Raw genomic sequence first — 24,441 nt, forward strand, 5'->3', positions numbered from 1 at the left:
CCGGATATGGCCCTGACCCCTGAGTTCGACAGTTTCGCCCGCGCCTATGACGCAGGCGAAAATCAGGTCGTTTACACCCGTCTCGCGGCGGATCTGGACACGCCCGTTTCCCTGATGCTCAAGCTGACCGGCGCGCAAAAAGACGCATTCATGCTGGAATCGGTAACCGGCGGCGAGGTGCGCGGGCGTTACTCGATCATCGGGATGAAGCCGGATCTGATCTGGCGCTGTCGGGGCGAGGCGTCCGAGTTGAACCGTACGGCCCGCTTCGACCCCGAGGCCTTTGACCCGCAGGACGGCAACCCGATGGACAACCTGCGGGCCTTGCTGGCCGAAAGCCGGATTGACCTGCCCGACGACCTGCCACAGGCGGCTGCGGGGCTGTTTGGCTATTTGGGCTATGACATGGTGCGGCTGGTTGAATACTTGCCGGATGTGAACCCCGACCCGCTGGGCCTGCCCGATGCGATCATGCTGCGCCCGTCAGTCATCGCTGTGCTGGATGGCGTCAAAGGCGAAGTGACAGTTGTGTCCCCCGCCTGGGTCAGTGACGGGCAATCGGCCAAGGCCGCCTATGCGCAGGCCGCCGAACGTGTGATGGATGCCGTGCGCGATCTGGAACGCGCCATGCCCGCGGAAACCCGCGATCTGGGCGATGCCTCCGAGGTTGCGCCTCCGGTGTCGAATTTCACCAAATCTGGCTATATGGAAGCGGTTGAAAAGGCCAAGGACTATATCCGCGCGGGCGATATCTTTCAGGTTGTCCCAGCCCAACGCTGGACGCAGGATTTCCCGCAGCCGCCCTTTGCATTGTATCGGTCTCTGCGGCGTACCAACCCCTCGCCGTTCATGTTCTATTTCAACTTCGGCGGCTTTCAGGTTGTCGGTGCCAGCCCCGAGATTCTGGTGCGCGTCTTTGGCGACGAGGTCACGATCCGCCCCATCGCAGGCACGCGCCCGCGCGGTGCAACGCCCGAAGAGGACAAGGCCCACGAGGTCGACCTGCTGGCAGACAAAAAAGAGCTGGCCGAGCATCTTATGCTTTTGGATCTGGGTCGCAACGATACGGGCCGGGTGTCAAAAATCGGCACGGTGCGCCCCACCGAAGAGTTCATCATCGAACGCTACAGCCACGTGATGCACATTGTGTCAAACGTTGTCGGTGAACTGGCCGAAGACAAGGACGCGCTGGATGCGTTCTTTGCCGGCATGCCCGCTGGTACGGTATCGGGTGCGCCCAAGGTCCGCGCGATGGAAATCATTGATGAGCTTGAGCCCGAAAAGCGCGGCATCTATGGCGGTGGTGTCGGTTATTTCAGCGCCGGCGGCGACATGGACATGTGTATCGCCCTGCGGACTGCCATCGTAAAAGACCACAAGCTGTATATTCAAGCCGGTGGCGGTGTCGTTTACGACAGCGACCCGGAAGCCGAGTATATGGAGACCGTTCACAAGTCGAACGCAATCCGGCGCGCAGCCGCTGACGCAGCCCGTTTCACCGGGTCCGGAAACTCGTGAAAGCGGGATGCCCTAGTGGCATCCCAGCTTCATCCCCGCGTTACTGAACTTCTTTCATCATGACCGCTGAAATCGGGGCCATGGCCACCCGGTTACCGCGATCTTCCAATCCCCACAGCAGCAATGCGGAAATTGTGTCGGGCCGCAACCGGCCAAGCATGACAACCGTCCCTTCCTGACCGGCGCGGAATGCAGCCTGATCCAAAAAACGGCGCATGATCTTGGGGTTTTGCCGGGCACCGTCGATATCACGGAAAATGACACTTGAGGGGATGCCATTGCGCGCGGCCAGTTTCTGGACGGTATTCAGACCGTTATCCTGCGTGATCAGACCGCGCCCGGTACCCCCGGCAATAACGGCCACTTGATCAGCCAGCTTTCGGTTGCCCTGAATGCCTGTGCCGACGCCTTCCAGAATACCCACCGTTTCAGGCAGGGCATCCAGCCACACGGACAGCGACACCTCGGCGTCCTGCGCTGTGGCCGCTTTGGGCAGATCGGCCAGAGCAAGTACTTCGAACCCGGCCTCACGGTGTTTGGCCATCTTCTCGGACGCATTCGGGTCTGACGGGCTGACGGCAAAGCTGATCGGATAGGGGAAATCCTGCAGCGCCTCGGCCCCATATGCGCCTTCGTCGTCGATCAGGATGATGGACATCAAGGGCTTGGATTCCGGGTTATCGAACTTTGCGGAATATGCCTGAATAGGCTTACCTGCAGCGGGTGGGATGTCTGCGCTGTTGTCCGCCTCTGGCGCGTCATCGCGTTCGGTCAGCGGCACCACGCGCTTGCCTAGGGTGGCAGCCGGGGCTACCTGATCACTTCCAATTTGCGGCAGGGCTGCGATTTTGGGCCGGTCACGCGGCAGCGTATCCTCATCCCCTTCGACCGCGATCGGATTGTCCTTGAACGGGTCAACCTCAGGCTGCTCTGGTTGGGTCAAGCGCGCGTCGGTTTGCGGTTCAGGCAGCGGCTCTGCCACCGCGAAATCTTCGGTTTCGACAGGCGTTGGTTGCGGGGCATCCGCGATCACCACCGGCGCATCGCTGGCGTCAGGCGATACCTGCACTGGGTCCGGGGCCTGCGGGGCAAGCGGTGCCTCTGTTGATACAGTGATCCCGGACGTGTTGGTCACGTCGGGCGCATCAACCTGATCGACCTTGTCATTCACCTGAGGCTGCGTATCAGGTGCTGTTTCCATATCGGACAGTTCGGTCAATGTATCAGAACGCCCGCTGTCTTCCTCAAGAGAGGACGGCGGCAATTCAACCAGATCGGAATCGGACCCGGAATCCGTGGCATCCGCGACAGTCTCTGGTGTTTCAACCGGTGTGGGTTCAGGCACCTGCACAGCAACAGACGGCCGTCGGCTCAACGGAGTGTTCAACGACAACAACACCCCAAAAACCCCGATAGCGACCGCTCCGGCGATCATTCCACCGACAAATCCACCCATTCTTACTGCCTCTCACGTAAGTCCTGCTACGAACGTTTTTGCCCAATCTGCTGCACTACCTGCGCGCCGCCGTATCAAGAACAGGATGTCCCCTTGACGCTGCCACGCAAGCCTGAGCATGTATGTCCCGACATTATACCGTGGCACGGGTCTGCATCGCCAGCCCGAAATGCCCAAGCCGAGACAAGTGCCCAAATGCTGCTGCTGATCGACAACTACGACTCGTTTACCTACAACCTGGTACATTATTTAGGCGAACTTGGCGCCGAAATAGTCATTCGGCGAAATGATGCCTTAGATGTGCAGGAAGCCATGGCCATGAACCCGGCGGGCATCTTGCTGAGTCCTGGCCCCTGTGATCCCGATCAGGCCGGAATCTGTTTGGCCCTGACCGAAGCTGCCGCCGAAACAAAGACACCTTTGTTGGGGGTGTGCCTTGGGCATCAAACCATCGGACAGGTTTTTGGCGGCGACGTCATCCGCTGCCATGAGATTGTGCATGGCAAGATGGGTACAATGCACCACAGCAGCAAAGGCCTGTTCGCCGGGCTGCCCTCGCCGTTCGAGGCGACCCGCTATCATTCGCTGGTGGTTGATCCGGCGACCCTGCCCGATTGCCTTGAAACCACAGCCCAGCTGGAAGACGGCACCATAATGGGCCTGCAGCACAAAGAGCTGCCCATCCATGGCGTCCAGTTCCACCCGGAGTCCATCGCATCCGAGCATGGCCATGCCCTGCTCAAGAATTTCCTGTCCGAGATGAAAGTCCCCGCATGAGCGACGCTCTGAAACCGCTGATCGGAGCTGCCGCCGACCGGCCGCTGACCCGCGCCGAGGCTGAACAAGCTTTTGGCATCCTGTTTGACGGTGAAGCCACGCCCAGCCAGATCGGCGGCTTGCTGATGGCCATGCGCACCCGTGGCGAAACGGTGCAGGAATACGCCGCTGCCGCCGCCGTGATGCGCGCCAAGTGCAACGCCGTCAAAGCCCCCGCCGGTGCGATGGATATCGTCGGTACTGGCGGTGATGGCAAAGGCACGCTGAATATTTCAACCGCAACCGCCTTTGTGGTTGCCGGGGCCGGTGTTACCGTCGCCAAGCACGGCAACCGCAATCTCAGTTCCAAATCCGGGGCGGCCGACGCCTTGGGACAGCTGGGCATCAACGTGATGGTCGGCCCTGAAACCGTTGAAAATGCGTTGGAAAGTGTCGGCATCGGGTTTATGATGGCCCCCATGCACCATCCCGCCATCGCCCATGTCATGCCGTCGCGGCAAGAACTGGGAACGCGCACCATCTTCAACATCCTCGGCCCGCTCACCAATCCTGCCGGTGTGAAACGCCAGTTAACTGGTGCATTCAACCGTGACCTGATCCGTCCCATGGCCGAAACGCTGGGCTTGCTTGGGTCCGACCGGGCGTGGCTTGTGCACGGGTCGGACGGCACCGACGAGTTGACCATCACCGGGGTCAGCTGGGTTGCCGCGCTTGAAGATGGCGGTGTCAAAGACCTTGAACTGCATCCTGAAGACGCAGGTCTGCCGGTACACCCGTTCGAGGATATCCTGGGCGGCTCGCCCGAAGAAAACGCCATCGCATTCCGTGCCCTGTTGGACGGTGAACCCTCGGCCTATCGCGACGCGGTATTGTTGAATTCAGCCGCCGCACTGGTGGTTGCAGAGGCCGCGACCGACCTGCCGGAAGGTGTCGCCAAAGCCGTTGAAAGCATCGACAGCGGAAATGCCAAAGAAAAAATCGCCGCACTGGCCCGAATGACTCAGGAGGCCGCATGACAGAGACGGTACTGGACAAGATCAAAGCCTACAAACTGGAAGAAGTTGCCGCAGACAAGGCCGAAAAGCCTTTAGAAACCTTGGAGGGCGAAGCCAAAGGCGCCTCCGAGGTTCGCGGTTTTGCGAAGGCGCTGCAAGCCGCCACACGCCGGGGGTACGGCCTAATCGCCGAGGTTAAAAAGGCCAGCCCGTCCAAGGGTTTGATCCGCCCCGATTTCGACCCACCCGCGTTGGCCAAAGCCTATGAGGACGGCGGCGCGGCCTGTCTGTCCGTGCTGACCGACACCCCAAGTTTTCAGGGCGCCAAAGAATACCTGACTGCCGCCCGCGCCGCCTGTTCGTTGCCCGCCTTGCGCAAGGATTTCATGTACGACCCCTATCAGGTGATCGAGGCGCGTGCGCTGGGTGCAGATTGCATTCTGATCATCATGGCCTCGGTCGAGGATGACCAAGCCGCCGAGCTTGAGCAAACCGCCTTTGACTGGGGAATGGATGTTCTGATCGAGGTTCACGACGAAGCTGAACTTGAACGCGCAACCCTGCTCAAAAGCCCGCTGATCGGGATAAATAACCGCAATCTCAAGACGTTCGAGACCACTCTTGATACAACGCGCCGCTTGTCGAAACTTGTTCCCGGCGACCGGACCATCGTGTGCGAAAGCGGCCTGAGCACGCCTGAAGATTTGGCGGACATCGCCCGTTATGGTGCACGCAGTTTCCTGATTGGCGAAAGCCTGATGCGTCAGGACGATGTTGCGGCGGCGACCCGCAACTTGCTGGCGCATCCGCTGATCCCCGGAGTTATGTGATGCCCCTGACCCATTTTGATGCGCAAGGACAGGCGCATATGGTCGATGTCTCTGACAAGGCGGTCACCGACCGGGTAGCAGTGGCGGCTGGTCATATCAAAATGGCGCGGGATACCTTTGATTTGATTTCGGAAGGGCGCGCCAAAAAGGGCGATGTTCTGGGCATCGCGCGTTTGGCGGGCATCATGGGGGCAAAGAAAACGCCCGACCTGATCCCGCTGTGCCACCCGCTGCCGGTCACCAAGGTTGCGGTTGAACTGACGCTGGACCCTGATCTTCCGGGCGTTCAGATTGAGGCAACCGTCAAGACCTCGGGCCAGACCGGGGTTGAGATGGAGGCCCTGACAGCCGTTTCAACAGCCGCATTGACGGTGTATGACATGACCAAGGCGGTCGATAAGGCCATGGAAATCGGAGGCGTCCGAGTTCTTTTGAAAGATGGCGGTAAATCAGGACGTTACGAGGCGAAATGATTACAGTTGAAGACGCGCGCGCGCTGCTGTTTGATCTGGTTTCTCCGCTGCAGGCAGAAGCCGTGCCGCTTGCCGACGCCGCCGGGCGTGTGTTGGCGCAGGACGTCAGCGCCACCCGCGATCAACCGCCTTTTGCTGCGTCCTCGATGGATGGTTATGCGCTGAAATCGACCGAGGTTGAGCAGCACGCCATGTTCAAAGTCATCGGTGAATCCGCAGCAGGGCGTCGTTTCAAAGGCTCTGTCGGCGCGGGTCAGGCCGTTCGCATCTTCACTGGCGCTCCGGTACCCCAAGGCGCGGATTTCGTTGTAATTCAAGAAGATACCGAACGCCGCGAAGATCTGATCACAATCACTGACGCCCCTGGCCAAAAGACCAACATCCGCCCCGCAGGCATCGACTTTACCGCTGGCACCAAGATCACCGCACCGCGTGTTCTGCGCCCCGAAGACGTGGCATTGATGGCCGCGATGAACATTGCCTCGGTGCCTGTCGCGCGCAAACCTGTGGTGGCGCTGATTTCGACCGGGGATGAACTGGTGATGCCGGGTGAAACCCCCGGCCCGGATCAGATCATCGCCTCGAACACCTTTGGCCTGAAGGCACTGTTGGAAAACGCGGGCGCCAGGGTGCGAATTCTGCCGATTGCCCGCGACACTGCCGCCTCGCTGGAGACGGCCTTTGAGCTGGCCGAGGGCGCAGATCTGGTCGTCACTATTGGCGGCGCGTCGGTTGGGGAATATGATCTGGTCGCAGACGTCTCGCAGCAGTTAGGGATGGAGCGGTCTTTCTATAAAATCCGCATGCGCCCCGGCAAACCGCTGATGGCCGGGCGTCTGGGCGATACCGCGATGGTTGGCCTGCCGGGAAATCCTGTAAGCGCAATGGTTTGCGGATATCTCTTCTTGCTGCCAATGGTGCGCCGTATGCTGGGTGTTGAACAGGTTTTGACGCCGCTTCAACGCGCCCAACTGGCTGAACCGATCGGCAAGAATGGCCCGCGCGAGCACTATATGCGTGCGGTTCTGGACGATACCGGCATTCGCGCCTGCACCGATCAAGACAGCTCGCTGCTTAGCGTTCTAGCGCAGGCCAACGCGTTATTGATGCGTGAACCACACGATCCCGCACGGCTCGCGGGGGATGAGGTGCTGTACCTGCCGATTTAAAGGCCACTCAAATCCATTGACACAAAACGTGAACATGCGTAGAACAAAAGAAAACGCATAACCGACGAGGTGTGAGCAATGCTGACCAAGAAACAGTTGGATTTGTTGGAATTCATCCACAAACGCGTTCAGGCAGACGGTGTTCCGCCCAGTTTCGATGAAATGAAGGCCGCGCTGGACCTGCGGTCGAAATCCGGCATCCACCGCCTGATCACCGCGCTGGAAGAACGTGGCTTTATCCGCCGCCTTGCCCACCGTGCCCGGGCAATTGAGATCGTCAAGCTGCCGGAAAGCCTTGGTGGTGAACCGACGGCCGCCTTCAAGCCCCGTGTGATCGAAGGTGACAAGCCCGAGGGTCAGCGGCCAGCAAATTTCGAACCGGTCACTGTGGATGCCTTGGAGTTGCCAGTCATGGGCCGCATCGCCGCCGGTGTTCCGATTGAGGCGATCAGCCACGTGTCGCACCGCGTCGCGGTACCGGGCAGCATGGTTTCGGGCAAGGGTGAGCATTACGCGCTGGAAGTGCGCGGCGATTCGATGATCGACGCCGGTATTAATGATGGCGATATCGTGGTGATCCGCGAGTCCAGAGTGGCCGATAACGGCGATATTGTCGTGGCCCTGGTCGAAGATCAGGAGGCCACGCTAAAACGCTTTTTCCGCCGGGGCAACGCCATCGCGCTTGAGGCAGCGAACCCGGCCTATGAAACCCGTGTCCTGCCCGAAAACAAGGTCAAGGTTCAAGGGCGGCTGGTCGGGTTGATCCGCAGCTACTGATCCCGTTTGAACCTGTGGTTCGCGGCTGCGCCCGGGGACCACAACCGGTTTCCAATCGCCTGTTTACTGGTGGTGATCTTGCCGTTCAGGAATGACAAGCTTCCGGTTTCCGACAGGCGCTTGGGGCCGAAAATACCGCAGTCTCCGATCAGATCCACCGCAACAGAAGAAATGATAATCTGGTTTTCGCTGCATTCATCAAAACCGCGCGCTGCGCGTTTCCCCGTGATGTGGATCAGTTCTTTGCCTTGCCAGACGAAACGCTGAACAAGGCTTGCCTCCCCAGGCCACCGGCTGGCCGCTTTTATTTGATCGACCCCGTCACCGTCGTTTTCCAGCCAGACAGAGGCAACGAACCCGCTGCCTTTTTCCTTGCTCAGGGCCCGGCCCTGATCTGTCATCACGCCCACAAGGCCGCCCGTGTCAGCGACCAACACTTCGGGGCGTTGCCCCTGCCCCCATAGCAAGAAGGCCGCCAATACAGGCGCGACGCCTACCCACTTTGCCCGGCCCTGCCACAAGGCAAGCCACAGCGACCCTAATGCAAACAAGGGCAATACATAGTGCGGGGGGCTGGCAACATAGCCCTGTGCCCCGCTCAAGCCCGACACCCACTCGGCAACGCCAAGGATCCAATGCAGGCCAAGGCCCATAACGTTCAGCGCCAGCGTCTCAAGCCCGAATGGTGCCAACAGCGCGGCGACCACAGCCGCGGGCACAACGATAGCGCCCATCACAGGCACAGACAGCAGGTTTGCCAGCAATCCGTAGTGAGACATCGTATTGAAATGCGCGGCCCCTATCGGCGCGGTTGCCAGCCCGGCAATAGCCGAAGACATCAATAACCCGGCGACGGGTTTCAGCCACTTTGGTCCCGGCAGAGGGCCATATTCCCGAAGTGCGCCAAAAACTGCGACAAGGGCGGTCGTTGCGGCAAAGGACATCTGGAACCCCGGGCTTAACAGCGACTCTGGGCGTAGGATCAAGACGATCAACGCCGCCACAGCTACGGCGCGCAAAGAAATGGCCCGTCGGTCAATCAGGATCGCACCCAGCATGACGCTTACCATCACAAAGGCCCGTTCCGTGGCGACATTCCCGCCGGAGAGCAACAAATAGATAACCGCTGCGACCAAAGCGCAAACCGCAGCCAACTTGCGCACAGGCAATCGCAAAGCCAGCAACGGAATTAAGGACAACCCAATCCGGCACATCAAAAACACGAACCCTGTCAGCAGACCCATGTGCAGGCCGGAAATCGCCAGCAGATGCGCAAGGTTAGACGCCCGCAACATTTTCAATGTACCCTGCCCCATTCCGCTGCGGTCCCCGGTGGTTACGGCGGCGGCGAACCCTCCGATTTCGCCGGGAAGGATCGTTCGTACATGTTGGGAAATCGCCATCCGCCAAGACGTCACCCGCAATCCGCGTTCCTCGGGCGGTGCGACCGTCATCACCGGAACACGCGTGTACCCAACCGCGCCCAGACGCTGAAACCAGGCGTGACGGCGAAAGTCGAATCCGCCAGGTTCTACAGGGCCCTGTGGCGGCGACAGATGACCGGTGGTCATGATCCTTTGCCCCGGCACCAAAGGCACATCCTCGCCGTGAAGAGAAAGCCGGACGCGCTGCGGTCTGCGATCCATGGGCACGTCCCCTAGACGCACCCTGTCCAGCGTAACCCGCAGCGCATCCGACGCAGAGCGGTCCAGGGTTACGACCCGCCCCTCGATCGGGCCATAGTAACGCCATGACAAGACCGGCTCTGCAACCGTATGGGCACGCACGCCTGCCAGAATAAATCCTGCAGCGATCAGCGCGCCTGCCACTGCCAACGAAGCCCAGCCAGGCTGGGCTTTGCGACCCAAGCCCAGCATCAATGCCACCCAAACCAAAAGGCCCGCATGGATCTGCCAACCCGGCTCAAACCGAAGGCTGAAATACAGGCCGATTCCCACGGCCAGACACACCGGAGACCACTGAAACAGGTGCCCGGTCTGGTTCAGCAGAGCGGCCTTAACCCGTGCCAGAACACGCATGGTTGCCCCCGTCCTTCCGGCTCGTTAGACAGGCGCCAAACTATGCCCGACACGGTTACCAAAAGGTTAATCCACACAATGTCCGATCAGGTTGTCACTCGTTTCGCACCATCTCCCACCGGGTTTCTCCACATTGGCGGGGCTCGTACCGCGTTGTTCAATTGGTTGTTCGCTCGTGGACGGGGAGGCAAGTTCCTGCTGCGGATCGAAGACACTGACCGCGAGCGTTCGACCCCCGAGGCGACGGCTGCGATCCTTCAGGGCATGGCATGGCTGGGCCTGGATCACGACGGCGACATCGTCAGCCAATTCGAAGGCGCAGATCGGCACGCCGAGGTGGCCCATCAACTGCTGGCCGAGGGCAAGGCTTACAAGTGTTTTTCGACTCAAGACGAAATCGCTGCCTTCCGCGAACAGGCCCGGTCCGAGGGGAAATCCACCTTGTTCCGCAGCCCCTGGCGCGATGCCGATCCCGCAAGCCATCCGGATGAACCCTTTGCGATCCGTATCAAGGCCCCGCAGGATGGCGCGACCGTGATCCGTGATCAGGTTCAGGGTGATGTCACCATCCGCAACGATCAACTGGACGACATGATCCTGCTACGTTCAGACGGGACGCCGGTTTATATGCTGGCCGTTGTGGTGGACGACCACGATATGGGTGTGACCCATGTGATCCGGGGTGACGACCACGTGAATAACGCCGCGCGCCAGATGATGATTTATCAGGCGATGGGCTGGGATGTTCCGGTCTGGGCCCATATTCCACTGATCCACGGGCCGGATGGTAAGAAACTGTCCAAACGTCACGGTGCATTGGGCGCACAGGAATATCAGGCGATGGGCTACTCGGCTGCGGGTATGCGAAACTATCTGGCACGCCTGGGTTGGAGCCACGGAGACGACGAGTTTTTCACCGATCAACAAGCCAAAGAGTGGTTCGATCTGGCGGGGATCGGCAAAAGCCCTGCCCGGTTCGACACGAAAAAGTTGGAAAATCTGTGCGGTCAGCATAACGCCATTGCCGACGATGCTGCATTGCGGCATGAAATCGAGGCTTACCTGAATGCGGCTGGCCAGCCCCCTCTCACCGAAACACAATCGGGTGATCTGGAACGTGCGATGTATTGCCTCAAGGATCGGGCGCGCACATTTCCTGAACTACTTGAAAAGGCGCATTTTGTACTGACTTCCCGTCCGGTTGAACCAGATGAGAAGGCGGCAAAAGCACTGGCCTCTGTATCCGATGGTATACTGAGTGAATTGACGCCGCATGTGCAAAATGTTAGCTGGACACGAAGCGAACTGGAGGAAGCCCTGAATTCGTTTGCAGAAGCGAAAGGGCTGAAGTTTGGCAAGCTGGCCGGACCTTTACGGGCCGTCCTGGCAGGCAAGGCCGTCACACCTTCGGTTTTTGATATGATGCTTGTGCTGGGGCGGGAAGAAACCCTGGCACGGCTTTCTGACGCAGCGGTATAACCAAAGTTTCACATTTGGGTAACGCTGCTCCGCTAACACCCGGACTGCGCGCTTGCGCGCATCCGTTGCCCGCAGGATCGGACAGCGATCCGATTTGCGCATGAATGAGGAAGGGACACTATGACCGACAGCAACAAATCAGCCACTTTGACAGTTCATGGCGAAACGTACGAGTTGCCGGTTCATTCGCCAACCGTGGGACCCGACGTAATCGACATTCGCAAGCTTTATGGTCAGGCTGGCGTGTTCACCTATGATCCGGGTTTCACTTCGACAGCAAGCTGTGACAGCACCATCACCTATATCGATGGTGAAAAGGGCGAGTTGCTGCATCGTGGCTATCCGATTGATCAACTGGCAGGCAAATCGCACTTCCTCGAGGTTTGCTATCTGCTGCTGTACGGAGAACTGCCGGCTGCCAAGGATCTGGAAGAATTCGAAACCACGATCACCCGCCACACCATGCTGCACGAACAGATGCAGTATTTCTATCGCGGCTTCCGCCGGGATGCGCATCCGATGGCGATTATGGTTGGCGTTGTTGGTGCAATGTCGGCGTTCTACCACGATTCGACCGATGTTTCGGACCCACAGCAGCGCGAGATCGCCTCGCACCGCCTGATCGCCAAGATGCCGACCATCGCGGCCTGGGCTTATAAGTATCACATCGGTCAGCCGTTCATCTATCCGCGCAATGACCTGGACTATGCCTCCAACTTCCTGCGCATGTGCTTCGCCGTTCCGGCCGAAGAGTATGAGGTCAACCCGATCCTCAGCCGTGCGATGGACCGGATTTTTACCCTGCACGCGGACCACGAACAGAACGCGTCGACATCGACTGTGCGTCTGGCGTCTTCGTCGGGTGCGAATCCCTTTGCCTGCATCGCGGCGGGAATCGCGTGCCTTTGGGGGCCAGCCCATGGCGGTGCCAACCAAGCCTGTCTTGAGATGCTGGCGGAAATCGGTTCCGTCGACCGTATCCCTGAATTCATCGACCGCGCCAAAGACAAGGATGATCCGTTCCGCCTGATGGGCTTTGGCCACCGCGTCTACAAGAACTTTGACCCGCGCGCCAAGGTGATGAAACAGTCGGCAGACGAAGTGCTGGATCTGCTGGGCATCGAAGACAACCCGAAACTGCAGGTTGCCAAGGCGCTGGAAAAACAGGCGCTCGAAGATCCATATTTCGCCGAGAAGAAGCTGTTCCCGAACGTGGACTTCTATTCCGGAATCATTCTTGAGGCAATGGGCTTCCCGACCTCGATGTTCACCCCGATCTTTGCGCTGTCGCGCACCGTCGGGTGGGTCAGCCAGTGGAAAGAAATGATTGCCGATCCACAAAACAAGATCGGCCGTCCGCGCCAGCTGTATCTGGGCGAAACTGCCCGCGATTACGTGGATATCGAAAACCGCTGATCAACACGTCTGAAATCAAAAGCCCCGGACAAACGTTCGGGGCTTTTTCTTTAGAACAAGCTTAGCTGATCCCCCGCCTGCGCCGGTTTCGAAAATAGATCACATCGCAATTCCGCCGTGCGCGTCGCAAGACCCAACCGTTTGACCGCCAGCGTAAATCGCTTGGCTATCAATTCGGCATATTCCCCCTCGCCCCGCATACGATGGCCCCAGCGCGGATCGTAATCCCGGCCGCCGTGCATCTCACGCAGTTTGGACATGACCTTCTCTGCGCGGGCGGGTTCATGGGTTTTCAGCCATTCCTGCCAGAGCTCGGATACTTCGCGGGGCAGACGCAACATAATCCAACTGGCCGCATCGGCCCCGGCGTCCCTGCCCGCCTCTAACAAGGCTTCCAACTCGTGATCGGTCAATCCCGGTACGACGGGTGACGTCATGACCCGCACCGGAACCCCGGCCTCGGTCAATCGGCGAATGATGGTCAATCGCCGCTGCGGCGACGGCGCGCGGGGCTCCATCCGGCGGGACAGATCCGCGTCGAGCGTCGTCAGAGATATCCCGACGCGCACCAAACCGTCCTGTGCCATATCCGACAGAATATCCAGGTCACGTTCAATCAACGTCCCTTTTGTAACAATGGCGATGGGGTGCCGGTAATCGTGCAGAACTTCCAGACATTCCCGTGTGATCAAACGCGCCTTTTCGACAGGTTGATAGGGGTCGGTATTTGTCCCCAGCGCAATGGGCGACACCTTATAGCTTCGGGCAGATAGCTCTTGCCCCAGAATAGCCGCCGCATTCGGGCGCGCGGTCAATCGGGTTTCAAAATCCAGCCCGGGAGAAAGCCCAAGGTAGGCATGGGTCGGACGCGCAAAGCAATACACGCAGCCATGCTCACACCCCCGATACGGGTTTATCGACCTGTCGAACGGCAGATCGGGGGACCGGTTATAGGTAATCAGACTGCGGGCAACTTCATCCCTGACATCCGTTCGCAAGGGCGGAAGATCGTCATCCGGGCCCCACCCATCATCACAGGGCTCAGTTTCGAACTTTTCGAACCGGCCAGATGCGTTCGTAGCTGTGCCCCGGCTGCGGATGCTGGATGACATCATGTTTGTTCTCACTTTGTTCTTACCCTATTCAATAGTGAATACAGCGCGGTTGAACAAGCATTACCCGCCGCGCCTTTTTGGAATTACAGCACGGGCCAGGTGCGCGGCAGCTTGGCCGATCTGAACGAAATGCAGGATGTTCTTGCAGAAAATTCCATCGTGAATACAGATAATTTGCCGTATAGGTCGGTCCCGTAGCCGCCAAGGTCGCAATCGTCACAGTCGAACTGCGACGAAATGGCCAAAACGGAAAAAACGCCACCACGGGCGAAATGCCCGAACAGCTCAGGGAAACGCCCCATGTCCGATGAAGAAGACATCGTCCTGTCCGAACTGAATGACGACGAACTTGTCGAACAGATGTTCGACGATCTTTATGACGGCCTGAAAGAAGAAATCGAAGAGGGTGTGAACATCCTGCTGGAACGCGGCTGGACGCCGTATGACATCCTGACCAAAGCTTTGGTTGGCGGCATGACGATTGTTGGTCATGACTTCCGGGATGGCATTCTGTTTGTGCCTGAGGTTCTGCTGGCCGCCAACGCCATGAAGGGCGGCATGACGATCCTCAAACCGTTGCTGGTGGAAACCGGTGCGCCCCGTGTTGGCAAGATGGTGATTGGAACGGTCAAGGGCGACATTCACGACATCGGCAAGAACCTTGTGTCGATGATGATGGAAGGCGCAGGCTTTGAAGTGGTCGATCTGGGGATCAACAACCCGGTCGAGAACTATCTGGAAGCGCTGGAAAACGAACAGCCGGACATTCTGGGTATGTCCGCCCTGCTGACCACAACCATGCCCTACATGAAGGTTGTGATCGACACGCTGATCGAACAAGGCCTGCGCGAGGACTATATCGTGCTGGTCGGTGGCGCGCCGTTGAACGAAGAATTCGGCAAAGCCATTGGCGCAGATGCCTATTGCCGTGACGCCGCCGTGGCCGTCGAGACCGCCAAGGAATTTGTGTCACGCAAGCACAATCAGCTGGCTGGCTGATCCATCGCCAATTTGTGTTGGGGGCCGTCCGACTTTGGGCGGCCTTTTTCCGTTAACAGACCCCTCGCCGCAGGTCGTCGGCGACCGGCCCGCCGGAATACGACGCTGACCGGGGTCTGCATGTCGATATCAGGCTTGCCTGCTTGTGCCAAAGCCGGTCATCCTGACAAGTAGGAAGAACGAGGCACAGCAATGACGCAGGATCAGATCCCGGATGATGCCAGCCTGACCACACAGGGCTATTCCAGCCAAAATCAGGCCGGTCGCATCCTGCTGTTGGCCTGCGGTGCCCTTGCCCGCGAAATTCTGGACCTGAAACAGCGTAACGGCTGGGATCATCTGGAACTGACCTGCCTGCCCGCCATTCTGCATATCCACCCCGAAAAAATCACCCAGGCCGTCGAAGATGCGGTCACCAAACACCGTGATCATTACGACCAGATCTTTGTCGTCTATGCCGATTGTGGCACCGGGGGGTTACTGCAGAAAGCCTGCGAAGAGATGGGCGTTGAGATGATCAAGGGCCCCCACTGCTATTCTTTTTTCGAAGGGAATCAAGAATTTGACGCCCATGGCGACGATGAAATCACCGCCTTTTACCTGACGGATTTTCTGGCCCGACAATTTGACGCCTTTGTCTGGAAGCCGCTTGGCCTCGACCGGCATCCTGAACTGCGGGACATGTATTTTGGCAACTATACCAAGCTGGTCTATCAGGCGCAGACGGATGACCCGGCCCTGACCGCACGCGCCCGTGACTGCGCCCAGCGTATGGGGCTGGAGTTTGAGCGGCGTTTCACAGGGTACGGCGATCTGGAAACTACGCTTTCCGACTGGGCGAGCCGGACGAAGGAGTAACTGGGCACGGATGTTCCCGCGCCCGGATCTTCAAGCGTTTTCTTGGGCGACGTCGCGGATGCGTTCGATCATGGCCCGCAAGCCGTTGGATCGTTGGGCGGACAGGTGGTCGTTCAGGCCCAGACGCGCCAGCTCGGCCCCTGCATCGACCGTGGGAACATCACGAACAGGCAGGCCATTGTATAACGATCGCAGCACCGCAATCAGCCCACGCACGATCAGGGCGTCGCTGTCGCCGTCGAATCGAAACGACCCGCTTTCGATCACAGGGTGCAGCCAAACCTGACTGGCGCAGCCGTGAACCTTGGTTGCCGGGACTTTCAGTGCGTCATCCAACGGTTCCATCGCCTTGCCCTGATCAATGACATGGCGGTACCGGTCTTCCCAGTCTTCCAGAAACTCGAAATCCTCGACGATTTCCTCAAAGGCAGGCGTTGCCATTTGCGACGATCCTTTCGTTGCGATCACAATTGTGACCTATGTTGTCGATCTGCGCCTGTCCAGCCCCCGGCGTGGCTTTTCAAAGCCCGGAAATTGCGGTAACCCATTGCTGGAATTAATGCTCTGGACGTTGGGACCATGAAAAAATCACTTACCGTTCTTATGGTCGCCACCCTGACCTTGTCCGCCTGTAGCAATTGGCGCGACTCGCGGGCCAATCCGTCAAACTGGTTTGGCCCCAGCGCGCCAGTGGATGCGCCAGTGAATGACGCCAACGCTCTTGTTCCGGAACAAAGTGAGGGCATTAGCCTGTTTTCCCGACCAGAGGCCGAAGATACCAGCGTGCCGATCGCCAAGATTGACGAGCTTCGGGTAGACCCGATTCCATCCGGCGCAATTGTATACGTTTCAGGTACCGCAATTCGGCAAGGGGCGTATAACGCGCAGCTGGTTCGTGTTGAAAGCGCAGAGAATCAAAAGAACGGTGTGTTGGAGTTCACATACCGCGTCACCTACCCGACCAATCAAACAAATCAGGGCACGGAACGGTCCCGGATGGTCTCAGACGCCGTGAACGTCAGCCGCGATGACCTGGAAAACATTCGTTTGGTCCGGGTCACAGGTCAGCAAAACGCATTGGAATCCCGGCGCCGTTAGGCGCCGTTTCAAAGGGAAACAACCTTGACCGTCTGACCCTTTGCCGCCAGCGCGATCTTGCCTTCGCACAATTTCAAGGCGTCCTGACCGAAGACCTCGAACCGCCATCCCGACATCGCTGGAACCTCGCGTTCGCCGGCCGCGATCTGGTCCAGTTCGGAACTTGTCGCGATAAGCTTGGCCGCCACGCCCGAGCTTTCGGTTTTGGATTTCAGCAAGACGCGCAACAGATCCGACAGCGCTGGATTGACCTTTAGTTTTTCCCGGCTGTTATCGACATGCGGCAGTTGGTCAGCGGGGCAGTTCACCCCTTTTTTCACGGCGGCAAGAATGCCGTCCGCAATCACGCCTTTGCGCGCCTCGCGCAACAAAAGACGAGATCCCCCCAAATCGGAACCGGACTTGGGTTTGGTCGATGCCAATTCGATCAGCGCATCATCCTTGAACACCCGGCTACGGGGCACATTGTTTTCCTGCGCATAGGTTTCGCGGAACTGCGCGAGTTCGCGCACCACAGCCAGAAACTTGGCCGAGTTGGTTCGTGTTTTCACCCGTTTCCACGCCTCATTGGGCTGAACATCATAGGTCGCGGCCTCGGTCAGAGTGCGCAGTTCTTCGGCCACCCAATGGCTGCGCTGCGTTTTCTTCAGTTCTGCGGCCAGATATTCATAGATTTGCCGCAAATGGGTCACGTCTGCCAGCGCATAGGTTTTTTGCGCCTCAGACAATGGACGCCGCGACCAGTCGGTAAAGCGGGATGTCTTGTCCACGCCCTGCTTGCAGATTTTGCGCACCAGCGTTTCATACCCGACCTGTTCGCCAAAGCCGCAGACCATGGCCGCGACCTGAGTGTCAAACAACGGCTTGGGAAACACCCCGGCCTCAACCCAGAAAATCTCAAGATCCTGGCGCGCGGCGTGGAATACTTTGACCACGCTTTCATCACCGAACAGCTCGTAAAGCGGCTCCAGCGACAGGCCGTCGGCCAACGGATCAACCAGAACGGCGCTGTCTTCGTCCGTTGACGGCACCGCCAATTGCAGCAGGCATAATTTAGAGTAATACGTGCGTTCGCGCAGGAATTCTGTGTCTACGGTAACATAGTCGTATTCCGCCGCGGCCTTGCAGAAATCGGCCAGCTCTTGCGTCGTTGTCAGGGTTTTCATGCGCGGTGCTATTCTTGCTCTTGTTCTTCGTGTCTGCCCGTCAGTTCTGTGCCGTCCCGAGCTGTAGTGCAGACCATAGGCCGAATTCCCCGCAGGTGTAAATCACCCTGACGTCATCAGGGCAGCAACACCGGGGTCTTGTCACCATTGGCAAAGCGCCTCAGCACTGCAGGGTATAGCTTATGTTCCCAAACCAGTACCCGGGCCGCCAGGGTGTCGGCGGTGTCTCCGGCCTCTATTTTTAGCTGTGCCTGCCCCAGAATCGGGCCGTCGTCCAACGCCGCTGTCACTTCGTGAACAGAGCACCCATGCGTGGCGTCCCCGGCCTCGATCGCGCGCGCGTGCGTGTTAAGACCCTTGTATTTCGGCAACAGTGACGGGTGGATATTCAGCATTCGCCCCTGAAACCGCGAGACGAAACCCCCCGTCAGAACCCGCATGAATCCGGCAAGGCACACGATATCGGGCTGCGCCTGTTCCAGCGGCCTCAGCAGTTCGGCCTCGAACGCGGCCCGGTCGCCCTTGAACGGGCGGTGATCCACCGCCGCTGTTGGAATACCACGCTCGGCCGCCCTTTTCAGACCGCCCGCCTCGGCGTCATTCGACAGTATCAGACAGGCGCGCGCCGGGTGGTCCCCGACCATGCTGTCGACCAGCGACACCATGTTGGACCCACCCCCGGAAATCAGGATGGCAACGCGCTTGTGGCTCACGACAGGGTGCCGGAATAGGCTACGCCGGGCGTCTCGGTCACGGTGCCGATCCGGGCGACTGTTTCACCGGCCTCGGTCAGCAATGCCGCCAGATCATCGGCGCGCGCGGCGTCGCAGACAACGATCATGCCGATGCCGCAGTTGAAGGTCTTGAGCATCTCTGCCTCGGCAATCCCACCGGTTTCCGCCATCCAGCGGAACACAGGCGGCAGATCCCAGGTGTTCAGGTCAATTTCCGCACCCAGTTCATCGGACAGGACCCGCGGCAGGTTTTCGGTCAGACCACCGCCGGTGATATGGGCCAGCGCATGCACGCCCCCTGCCCGGATCGCCTGCAATGCCGGCTTTACATACAGCCGCGTGGGCGTCAGCAGCGCCTCACCCAGCGACCCATCGCCAAAGGGCGACGCCGCATCCCAGCCCAGCCCCGAGATTTCGACCAGTTTGCGCACCAGAGAATAGCCGTTGGAATGCACCCCGTTCGAGGCCAACCCCAGCAGTACATCGCCCTGCTCAACCCCTGCGGGCAGATGCGCCCCACGCTCCATCGCGCCGACAGAAAAGCCCGCCAGATCGAAATCCCCATCGGGATACATGCCCGGCATTTCGGCCGTTTCGCCACCGATCAGGGCGCAATCGGACTGTACACAGCCCTCGGCAATGCCTTCGATGATCCGCGCGGCGGTATCGGTGTCCAGCTTGCCCGTGGCAAAGTAATCAAGGAAGAACAGCGGTTCGGCACCCTGACAGATCAGGTCGTTCACGCACATCGCCACCAGATCAATGCCGACACCATCGACCACACCGGTATCAATGGCGATCCGCAGCTTGGTGCCCACGCCATCGGTTGCACCCACAAGAATCGGGTCCTTGTACCCGGCGTCTTTCAAATCGAACAAAGCGCCAAACCCGCCCAGCCCGCTCATTACGCCGGATCGGTTGGTTCGCTTGGCCGCAGGCTTGATCCGGTCGACCAGAGCGTTCCCCGCGTCAATATCAACGCCTGCATCGGCATAGGTGATTCCGTTCTTGCCCGTCGTCATGGCCAGCCCCTTATGAATGGTTCCCGCGCGGGTTATTCGATTGTGCCACATGTTGCAACGGTCAGGCTTGACGCGGGCGTTCACCGTGATAGGCAAAGCGCTCAGGCGGGCCTGTAGCTCAATTGGTTAGAGCAGAGCGCTCATAACGCTTTGGTTGGGGGTTCGAGTCCCTCCGGGCCTACCAAAATCCGCAAATTTCCCTCACCTCACCCTGTCGCAAGTCCCCTGCCGCAATCCGAGGCCAGCCAGTGACTAAGCTTAAATTGACGATTCCCGTGATCGTGATGATTCAGTTATGCCCCATCCAATTGCCAAGCCGTCCTGGTCAGTAGATCGGCGGCCTTAGACCGGCTTGAAACCAACTGACCAGTGAGACGATCGAATACACCGGCAGCCCCGTGGCCACCTGAATGTCGGCGGCGTAGGGGCACATGTTTGTACACTCTAGAACCAGTGCCCCAAGATCGGGATGTTCATCTTTCATCGCAAGAGCGGCCCGAATGTTATCGGCCCGCGCCTTTTCGGTATCCAAGGTCAATTCGTTGCCAAGGATCGCGCGCGTAAACTCGCGCCCACCTTCGGTCGACCCAATCGGCGTCCCTTCGGGCACATGGGCGCAACGCAAATGGTCCGGGGTCAGGGTCGAGGCCGAGATCGTCAGGATGCCCGCCCGCTTATCAGACGGCAGAACCCGGTTCACCATCTCCACCTGCATAAGCGAAGAGGTGACAACAGGAACCGGCACCGCGTCGGACAGTTCCTTTTGGAACAACGACAGGAACCCGCAATTCGTGGTTATTCCATCCACCCCGTCCTGAACCAGTTCCTGCGCCGCCTCGACAAAGGCATCCAGCAACCCGTGGCCCCTGTGGCGCACAATCAGATCGGGCGACGCATTCCGCACAATCCGGTAGTGAACCGGAAAAGGCCATGTCAGCGCATTGCCCATATCACCGGGAATTCGGGGAAATCGGGCATCCAGCATCAATATCCCTACAGATGCGCCATACAACGATTTTCCGCCCTGCGCGATCATCGGCTAAACCTCTTCAACTATCCGGGCCGAGATATCATCGGACCCTTCCATGTAGATGTTCGAAATCCCGTGGCGCACGGCATCCTGAACCTGATCCATCCGCTTGGCGATGTGCTGGCTTAGCACATCAGCCGCTTCATCGGCGTGTCGGTTCAGCAGAGCCTGCATGACCCGTTTGTGTTCTTCTTTCGATCGCTGCACCCGGTCCAGACTCAGGGAAATCCAGCGGATATAGCGAATGCGCTCGTTTATCCGGCGCAGGGTCTGCAAAAGCTCGGAATTGCCCGAGAGTCTGGCGATCTCCAGATGGAACGCCTCATCCCGGCTGACCGCGTCCTCGATCGTCAGACCGGTAATGTCGATGCCGGTCGCATACAGGTCATCACGCAAGGCCTTTAGGTCGGCATCCGTTGCCTTGTCGCAGGCCAGCCGCACGGCGGCCACCTCGATCACCTGGCGCAACTCGAACAGGTCGAAAATTGTTTTGGCGTCCAGCGACCGGCAAAAGAACCCCTGCCCCGGGCGGAAATCGAACATTCGTTCCGCGACCAGCCGGTTCAGCGCTTCGCGCAGAGGTGTCCGGCTGACCCCCAGTTCCCGGGACAGCGCGACCTCGTTCAGGCGGTCACCCGGGCGCAGGCGGAATGAGACGGCCATCGCCTTTACCTGTTCGTAAATATCGTCAACGCGTGGACCCGCCATGAAACCGCCTTTTGCCATTTACGGAACTGGTGCCACAAGGCGCGCTTGAGTTCAATATACAAAACTGTATACAGACTTGCGTACAGCAACGATACAGATGGGAATCGCGACGATGACTGGCACGAACTACCTGACCGGGGCCGAGGCTATGGTGCGTATGCTTGAGGCGCACGGCGTGACGCACATGTTCGGCCTGTGCGGAGACACGACCCTGCCGTTTTATGATGCGCTGGCGCGGATGGATCACGGCATTCAACACATCCTGACCCGCGATGAACGCCATGCGGCCTATATGGCCGATGGCTATGCACGGGTAACCGGCAAGCCGGGCGTGTGCGAGGGGCCGTCAGGCGGTGGCGCGACCTATATTCTGCCCGGTGTGATCGAGGCCAACGAAAGCTCGGTGCCGATCCTTGCGATCACCTCGGACGTGGCGACCACAAGCCGGGGCAAATACCCTTTGACCGAGCTGGATCAGGCCGCATTGTTCAAGCCGCTGTCCAAGTGGAACACATCGCTGGACGATGCGGCCCGCCTGCCCGCCATGGTGCGCGCCGCGTTCCGCGCGATGACCACCGGCACCCCCGGTGCGACCCATCTGGCGCTGCCTTTCGACACGCAGAAAGGTCAGGTTGAAGAGGCCGAGATTTGGGCTGACGACCGCCACCGCAGCTATCCGGCTGAACCTGCGGCCCCGGATCAGGCTGCAATCGAAGCGGCGGCTGATGTCCTTGCCAGCGCCAAGTCGGCCGTTGCGATTTGCGGCGGCGGGCCGGTTTTGTCGGGCGCAACACAGGCACTGCATCAGGTGGCCGCGTTGCTGGATATGCCTGTTGCAACAACCGTGTCCGGTCAGGGATCCATCGCGGAAACCGATCCCCTGTCTCTTGGCGTTGTGGGGTCGAACGGCGGCATTCCCGCCACGCGCGCGGTTGTGGATCAGGCTGACGTCGTATTGTTCATCGGGTGCCGGGCCGGGTCGGTCACGACCGAACGCTGGCGCAGCCCGGGCCGCGATGCGACCATCATCCATATCGACAGCGACCCGATGGCCATCGGTGCAAACTATCAGACCCAGGTGGCCATCTGCGCCGATGCCCGTTTGGCGCTGGAGGCGCTGGCAGAGGCATTACAGGCACGGGATGATCTGACCGCCCAAGGCGGCGCAGCAAAAGCCAAAGCGGCGTGGCAGGCGAAGCTGGCCGCATTTACGCCCCTGGCCGCCAGTCAGGACACGCCAATCCGCCCCGAGGCGGTCATGGCCGCGCTGATGGACACTCTGGATGACGACGCGATTGTCGTGGCCGATCCGGGCACGCCCTGCCCGTATTTCAGCGCCCACTATCGTTGGCGGACGTCGGGGCGGCAGTTCATCACAAACCGCGCGCATGGGGCGCTTGGCTATGCCTTGGGTGCCGCCATGGGCGCGCATGTCGGCCGCCCGTCGGTCAAAACTCTGGCCGTGATGGGCGACGGGTCTTTCGGCTTTGCCTGCGGTGAATTTGAGACGATGGTGCGCCACAACATGCCGATCACATCAATTGTGTTCTCGAATGCGGTGTTCGGCTGGATCAAAGCCGGGCAGGACACGGGATTCGGGCAGCGCTATTACAACGTCGATTTCAACCGCACGGACCATGCCGCCGTTGCCTCGGCCTTTGGGGTCAGGTCATGGACAGTGAAAGATCCACGCGACCTGCGGCGCGTATTGAAAGAGGCGATTGAACATGACGGCCCGACCCTGGTCGACATCTATTCGCAACCCCTTCACGAAGCGGCGGCACCGGTGTCGGAATGGGTGGCATAAGCCGCGATTGCGGGCGTCAGCTGTGCCAGAAACTCTTGCGCGATAGAGGACAGCGGACGCCCCCTTGCCGTGATGATCGCCATGTCCAGCATGACTGCGGGCCGGAACGGGCGGGTCTGGTATCCGCTTTCGGCATCGAAGGTGACCGTGAAAGGATCAATCACGGCCACACCCATGCCCTGCTTGACAAAGCTCAGCAGGTTTTCCGACAGATGGGTGTGAATTTTCGTTCGCCACGTACACCCGGCCGCCTGAAAGATATCGCGCGTTCGCCGGTGGGTCTGATGTTCGGGGCCCATCACAATAAAGGGCTCATCTTTCAGCTGCTGAGGCGTCAGCACATCGTATTGCCCCAGATCACTGTCTTCTGGAAAAGTGGCCAGGGTTTCAAAGTGGAATTCCTGAAAGTTCAGCGTGTCATGAAGAATGGGCATTTCGACAATGCCAATCTCGAACAGGCCCGAGATCACCCACTCTTGTATCTTGGACGAATATTGCGATTGGAAACTGACTGACAGGTTCGGACGGCTGGCGGCGAACCGCGCGATCTCGCGCGGCATGAACCCAAACGACAGCAGGTGCGGCGCGGCGACCTGTAGCTGACCGGGGTGCTTGTTCTGCAAATCCGTCACCGCCTGCGCCACGTGATCCAGCCCGCGCACCACTGTATCAACCTCGCGAAACAGCAGATCGGCCTCTGGCGTAGGCAACAACCGGCCCTTGTTGCGTTCGAACAATGTCAGACGGGTTTCCCGCTCCAGCTGGGACAGCAGGTTGCTGATCCCCGGTTGCGATATCCCCAGAACCGAGGCAGCACCGGTTACCGTGCCGGTCTCAATGATCGCGTGAAACGCCTGCAATTGCCGGAACCGAAGGGACATTGCGCAACTCTCATCATTTTTTCTGATACCATTGCTATAACATAGTATTTGAAATGATATACCCGTCGCGGCACGGTTCATCCCAACAACCGGA

General features: G+C 59.3%; 23 protein-coding genes and 1 tRNA gene. 14 read left to right on the forward strand and 10 right to left on the reverse strand.

Going from position 1 to position 24,441, the window contains the following annotated elements; genetic code table 11:
• The first annotated feature begins 6 nt into the window (after positions 1-6).
• The gene (trpE, locus tag JT51_RS17360; RefSeq protein ID WP_037315722.1) at positions 7-1,518 is read left to right on the forward strand and encodes an anthranilate synthase component I; all 1,512 of its coding nucleotides are present in this window, start codon (positions 7-9) and stop codon (positions 1,516-1,518) included.
• Positions 1,519-1,558: 40 nt separating this feature from the next.
• On the opposite strand, the gene JT51_RS17365 is transcribed toward trpE, so the two are convergent.
• The gene (locus JT51_RS17365; RefSeq protein WP_037315725.1) at positions 1,559-2,974 is read right to left on the reverse strand and encodes a divergent polysaccharide deacetylase family protein; all 1,416 of its coding nucleotides are present in this window, start codon (positions 2,972-2,974) and stop codon (positions 1,559-1,561) included.
• A 195-nt stretch (positions 2,975-3,169) separates the two neighbouring features.
• Between JT51_RS17365 and JT51_RS17370 the strand changes: the two genes are divergently transcribed.
• The 6 genes from JT51_RS17370 (at position 3,170) to lexA (ending at position 7,995) form a co-directional block, all read left to right on the forward strand.
• Positions 3,170-3,751, forward strand: coding sequence for an anthranilate synthase component II (locus JT51_RS17370; RefSeq protein WP_037315728.1), 582 nt, complete (start codon positions 3,170-3,172; stop codon positions 3,749-3,751).
• Entirely contained in the window at positions 3,748-4,767 is a 1,020-nt protein-coding gene (gene trpD, locus JT51_RS17375) for an anthranilate phosphoribosyltransferase (RefSeq protein ID WP_037315731.1), read from the forward strand. The genes JT51_RS17370 and trpD overlap by 4 nt, the downstream gene beginning before the upstream one ends.
• Entirely contained in the window at positions 4,764-5,576 is an 813-nt protein-coding gene (trpC, locus tag JT51_RS17380; RefSeq protein WP_037315734.1) for an indole-3-glycerol phosphate synthase TrpC, read from the forward strand. Before trpD ends, trpC begins: the two co-directional genes overlap by 4 nt.
• Positions 5,576-6,049 (forward strand): cyclic pyranopterin monophosphate synthase MoaC, encoded by a 474-nt coding sequence (gene moaC, locus JT51_RS17385; RefSeq protein ID WP_037315737.1) that lies wholly within the window; start codon positions 5,576-5,578, stop codon positions 6,047-6,049. The genes trpC and moaC overlap by 1 nt, the downstream gene beginning before the upstream one ends.
• On the forward strand, positions 6,046-7,218 hold the full coding sequence (glp, locus tag JT51_RS17390; RefSeq protein WP_037315740.1) for a gephyrin-like molybdotransferase Glp: 1,173 nt from the start codon (positions 6,046-6,048) through the stop codon (positions 7,216-7,218). Before moaC ends, glp begins: the two co-directional genes overlap by 4 nt.
• Positions 7,219-7,296: 78 nt before the next feature.
• A complete protein-coding gene (lexA, locus tag JT51_RS17395; protein ID WP_037315744.1) occupies positions 7,297-7,995 on the forward strand; it encodes a transcriptional repressor LexA in 699 nt (232 codons plus the stop codon).
• Here the strand turns inward: lexA and JT51_RS17400 are convergent.
• Positions 7,989-10,034 carry a ComEC/Rec2 family competence protein gene (locus JT51_RS17400; RefSeq protein ID WP_037315747.1) on the reverse strand — a complete coding sequence of 682 codons (2,046 nt, stop codon included), beginning with the start codon at positions 10,032-10,034 and terminating at the stop codon, positions 7,989-7,991. The two genes, lexA and JT51_RS17400, sit on opposite strands and share 7 nt — an antisense overlap.
• A 78-nt stretch (positions 10,035-10,112) precedes the next feature.
• Here JT51_RS17400 and gltX point away from each other — a divergent pair, with 78 nt between their 5' ends.
• Both gltX and gltA read left to right on the forward strand, forming a co-directional pair.
• Positions 10,113-11,513, forward strand: coding sequence for a glutamate--tRNA ligase (gene gltX, locus JT51_RS17405; protein WP_037315750.1), 1,401 nt, complete (start codon positions 10,113-10,115; stop codon positions 11,511-11,513).
• 120 nt (positions 11,514-11,633) lie between these two features.
• Positions 11,634-12,929 carry a citrate synthase gene (gene gltA / locus JT51_RS17410; RefSeq protein WP_037315753.1) on the forward strand — a complete coding sequence of 432 codons (1,296 nt, stop codon included), beginning with the start codon at positions 11,634-11,636 and terminating at the stop codon, positions 12,927-12,929.
• Between the two features lie 50 nt (positions 12,930-12,979).
• Here the strand turns inward: gltA and JT51_RS17415 are convergent, their stop codons facing one another.
• The gene (locus tag JT51_RS17415; RefSeq protein ID WP_037315756.1) at positions 12,980-14,044 is read right to left on the reverse strand and encodes a PA0069 family radical SAM protein; all 1,065 of its coding nucleotides are present in this window, start codon (positions 14,042-14,044) and stop codon (positions 12,980-12,982) included.
• Positions 14,045-14,344: 300 nt separating this feature from the next.
• Here JT51_RS17415 and JT51_RS17425 point away from each other — a divergent pair, with 300 nt between their 5' ends.
• The gene (locus tag JT51_RS17425; RefSeq protein WP_037315761.1) at positions 14,345-15,043 is read left to right on the forward strand and encodes a corrinoid protein; all 699 of its coding nucleotides are present in this window, start codon (positions 14,345-14,347) and stop codon (positions 15,041-15,043) included.
• A 192-nt stretch (positions 15,044-15,235) separates the two neighbouring features.
• Complete coding sequence (locus JT51_RS17430) at positions 15,236-15,901, forward strand: DUF1638 domain-containing protein (RefSeq protein WP_037315763.1); 666 nt, start codon at positions 15,236-15,238, stop codon at positions 15,899-15,901.
• Between the two features lie 30 nt (positions 15,902-15,931).
• Here JT51_RS17430 and JT51_RS17435 read toward each other — a convergent pair whose 3' ends face one another.
• Positions 15,932-16,342: a SufE family protein gene (locus JT51_RS17435; RefSeq protein WP_037315766.1), complete on the reverse strand. Its 411-nt coding sequence runs from the start codon at positions 16,340-16,342 to the stop codon at positions 15,932-15,934.
• Positions 16,343-16,480: 138 nt separating this feature from the next.
• On the opposite strand from JT51_RS17435, the gene JT51_RS17440 reads away from it, so the two are divergent.
• Complete coding sequence (locus JT51_RS17440; RefSeq protein WP_037315769.1) at positions 16,481-16,999, forward strand: hypothetical protein; 519 nt, start codon at positions 16,481-16,483, stop codon at positions 16,997-16,999.
• An 8-nt stretch (positions 17,000-17,007) separates the two neighbouring features.
• Here the strand turns inward: JT51_RS17440 and rnd are convergent, their stop codons facing one another.
• From rnd to purM, 3 genes are all read right to left on the reverse strand, one after another.
• A complete protein-coding gene (gene rnd, locus JT51_RS17445) occupies positions 17,008-18,165 on the reverse strand; it encodes a ribonuclease D (protein ID WP_037315771.1) in 1,158 nt (385 codons plus the stop codon).
• A 116-nt stretch (positions 18,166-18,281) separates the two neighbouring features.
• Entirely contained in the window at positions 18,282-18,878 is a 597-nt protein-coding gene (gene purN / locus JT51_RS17450; RefSeq protein WP_037315774.1) for a phosphoribosylglycinamide formyltransferase, read from the reverse strand.
• Entirely contained in the window at positions 18,875-19,921 is a 1,047-nt protein-coding gene (gene purM, locus JT51_RS17455; protein ID WP_037315776.1) for a phosphoribosylformylglycinamidine cyclo-ligase, read from the reverse strand. The genes purN and purM overlap by 4 nt, the downstream gene beginning before the upstream one ends.
• A gap of 107 nt (positions 19,922-20,028) precedes the next feature.
• On the opposite strand from purM, the gene JT51_RS17460 reads away from it, so the two are divergent.
• Positions 20,029-20,105: transfer RNA gene (locus tag JT51_RS17460), tRNA-Ile, on the forward strand.
• Between the two features lie 141 nt (positions 20,106-20,246).
• Here JT51_RS17460 and JT51_RS17465 read toward each other — a convergent pair.
• Together JT51_RS17465 and JT51_RS17470 are read right to left on the reverse strand one after the other, a co-directional pair.
• Complete coding sequence (locus JT51_RS17465; protein WP_037315778.1) at positions 20,247-20,957, reverse strand: aspartate/glutamate racemase family protein; 711 nt, start codon at positions 20,955-20,957, stop codon at positions 20,247-20,249.
• A 3-nt stretch (positions 20,958-20,960) separates the two neighbouring features.
• Positions 20,961-21,659 carry a GntR family transcriptional regulator gene (locus JT51_RS17470; protein WP_037316327.1) on the reverse strand — a complete coding sequence of 233 codons (699 nt, stop codon included), beginning with the start codon at positions 21,657-21,659 and terminating at the stop codon, positions 20,961-20,963.
• Positions 21,660-21,771: 112 nt separating this feature from the next.
• On the opposite strand from JT51_RS17470, the gene JT51_RS17475 reads away from it, so the two are divergent.
• Entirely contained in the window at positions 21,772-23,466 is a 1,695-nt protein-coding gene (locus JT51_RS17475) for a thiamine pyrophosphate-binding protein (RefSeq protein WP_037316330.1), read from the forward strand.
• On the opposite strand, the gene JT51_RS17480 is transcribed toward JT51_RS17475, so the two are convergent.
• Entirely contained in the window at positions 23,427-24,347 is a 921-nt protein-coding gene (locus tag JT51_RS17480) for a LysR family transcriptional regulator (RefSeq protein WP_037315781.1), read from the reverse strand. The two genes, JT51_RS17475 and JT51_RS17480, sit on opposite strands and share 40 nt — an antisense overlap.
• Between the last annotated feature and the right edge of the window lie 94 nt (positions 24,348-24,441).

The organism is Ruegeria halocynthiae (assembly GCF_000743705.1).
Classification (GTDB): Bacteria; Pseudomonadota; Alphaproteobacteria; order Rhodobacterales; family Rhodobacteraceae; genus Ruegeria; species Ruegeria halocynthiae_B.

What these genes read in the sequence shown, in the direction of transcription:
- rnd (WP_037315771.1), bottom strand. Translation starts at nt 18,165, where the DNA reads ATGAAAACCCTGACAACGACGCAAGAGCTGGCCGATTTCTGCAAGGCC.
- trpD (WP_037315731.1), top strand. Translation starts at nt 3,748, where the DNA reads ATGAGCGACGCTCTGAAACCGCTGATCGGAGCTGCCGCCGACCGGCCG.
- JT51_RS17465 (WP_037315778.1), bottom strand. Translation starts at nt 20,957, where the DNA reads ATGATCGCGCAGGGCGGAAAATCGTTGTATGGCGCATCTGTAGGGATA.
- JT51_RS17430 (WP_037315763.1), top strand. Translation starts at nt 15,236, where the DNA reads ATGACGCAGGATCAGATCCCGGATGATGCCAGCCTGACCACACAGGGC.
- moaC (WP_037315737.1), top strand. Translation starts at nt 5,576, where the DNA reads ATGCCCCTGACCCATTTTGATGCGCAAGGACAGGCGCATATGGTCGAT.
- JT51_RS17370 (WP_037315728.1), top strand. Translation starts at nt 3,170, where the DNA reads ATGCTGCTGCTGATCGACAACTACGACTCGTTTACCTACAACCTGGTA.
- JT51_RS17415 (WP_037315756.1), bottom strand. Translation starts at nt 14,044, where the DNA reads ATGATGTCATCCAGCATCCGCAGCCGGGGCACAGCTACGAACGCATCT.
- JT51_RS17470 (WP_037316327.1), bottom strand. Translation starts at nt 21,659, where the DNA reads ATGGCGGGTCCACGCGTTGACGATATTTACGAACAGGTAAAGGCGATG.
- trpE (WP_037315722.1), top strand. Translation starts at nt 7, where the DNA reads ATGGCCCTGACCCCTGAGTTCGACAGTTTCGCCCGCGCCTATGACGCA.
- purM (WP_037315776.1), bottom strand. Translation starts at nt 19,921, where the DNA reads ATGACGACGGGCAAGAACGGAATCACCTATGCCGATGCAGGCGTTGAT.
- lexA (WP_037315744.1), top strand. Translation starts at nt 7,297, where the DNA reads ATGCTGACCAAGAAACAGTTGGATTTGTTGGAATTCATCCACAAACGC.
- trpC (WP_037315734.1), top strand. Translation starts at nt 4,764, where the DNA reads ATGACAGAGACGGTACTGGACAAGATCAAAGCCTACAAACTGGAAGAA.
- JT51_RS17400 (WP_037315747.1), bottom strand. Translation starts at nt 10,034, where the DNA reads ATGCGTGTTCTGGCACGGGTTAAGGCCGCTCTGCTGAACCAGACCGGG.
- glp (WP_037315740.1), top strand. Translation starts at nt 6,046, where the DNA reads ATGATTACAGTTGAAGACGCGCGCGCGCTGCTGTTTGATCTGGTTTCT.
- gltX (WP_037315750.1), top strand. Translation starts at nt 10,113, where the DNA reads ATGTCCGATCAGGTTGTCACTCGTTTCGCACCATCTCCCACCGGGTTT.
- JT51_RS17425 (WP_037315761.1), top strand. Translation starts at nt 14,345, where the DNA reads ATGTCCGATGAAGAAGACATCGTCCTGTCCGAACTGAATGACGACGAA.
- JT51_RS17440 (WP_037315769.1), top strand. Translation starts at nt 16,481, where the DNA reads ATGAAAAAATCACTTACCGTTCTTATGGTCGCCACCCTGACCTTGTCC.
- JT51_RS17480 (WP_037315781.1), bottom strand. Translation starts at nt 24,347, where the DNA reads ATGTCCCTTCGGTTCCGGCAATTGCAGGCGTTTCACGCGATCATTGAG.
- JT51_RS17435 (WP_037315766.1), bottom strand. Translation starts at nt 16,342, where the DNA reads ATGGCAACGCCTGCCTTTGAGGAAATCGTCGAGGATTTCGAGTTTCTG.
- gltA (WP_037315753.1), top strand. Translation starts at nt 11,634, where the DNA reads ATGACCGACAGCAACAAATCAGCCACTTTGACAGTTCATGGCGAAACG.
- JT51_RS17475 (WP_037316330.1), top strand. Translation starts at nt 21,772, where the DNA reads ATGACTGGCACGAACTACCTGACCGGGGCCGAGGCTATGGTGCGTATG.
- JT51_RS17365 (WP_037315725.1), bottom strand. Translation starts at nt 2,974, where the DNA reads ATGGGTGGATTTGTCGGTGGAATGATCGCCGGAGCGGTCGCTATCGGG.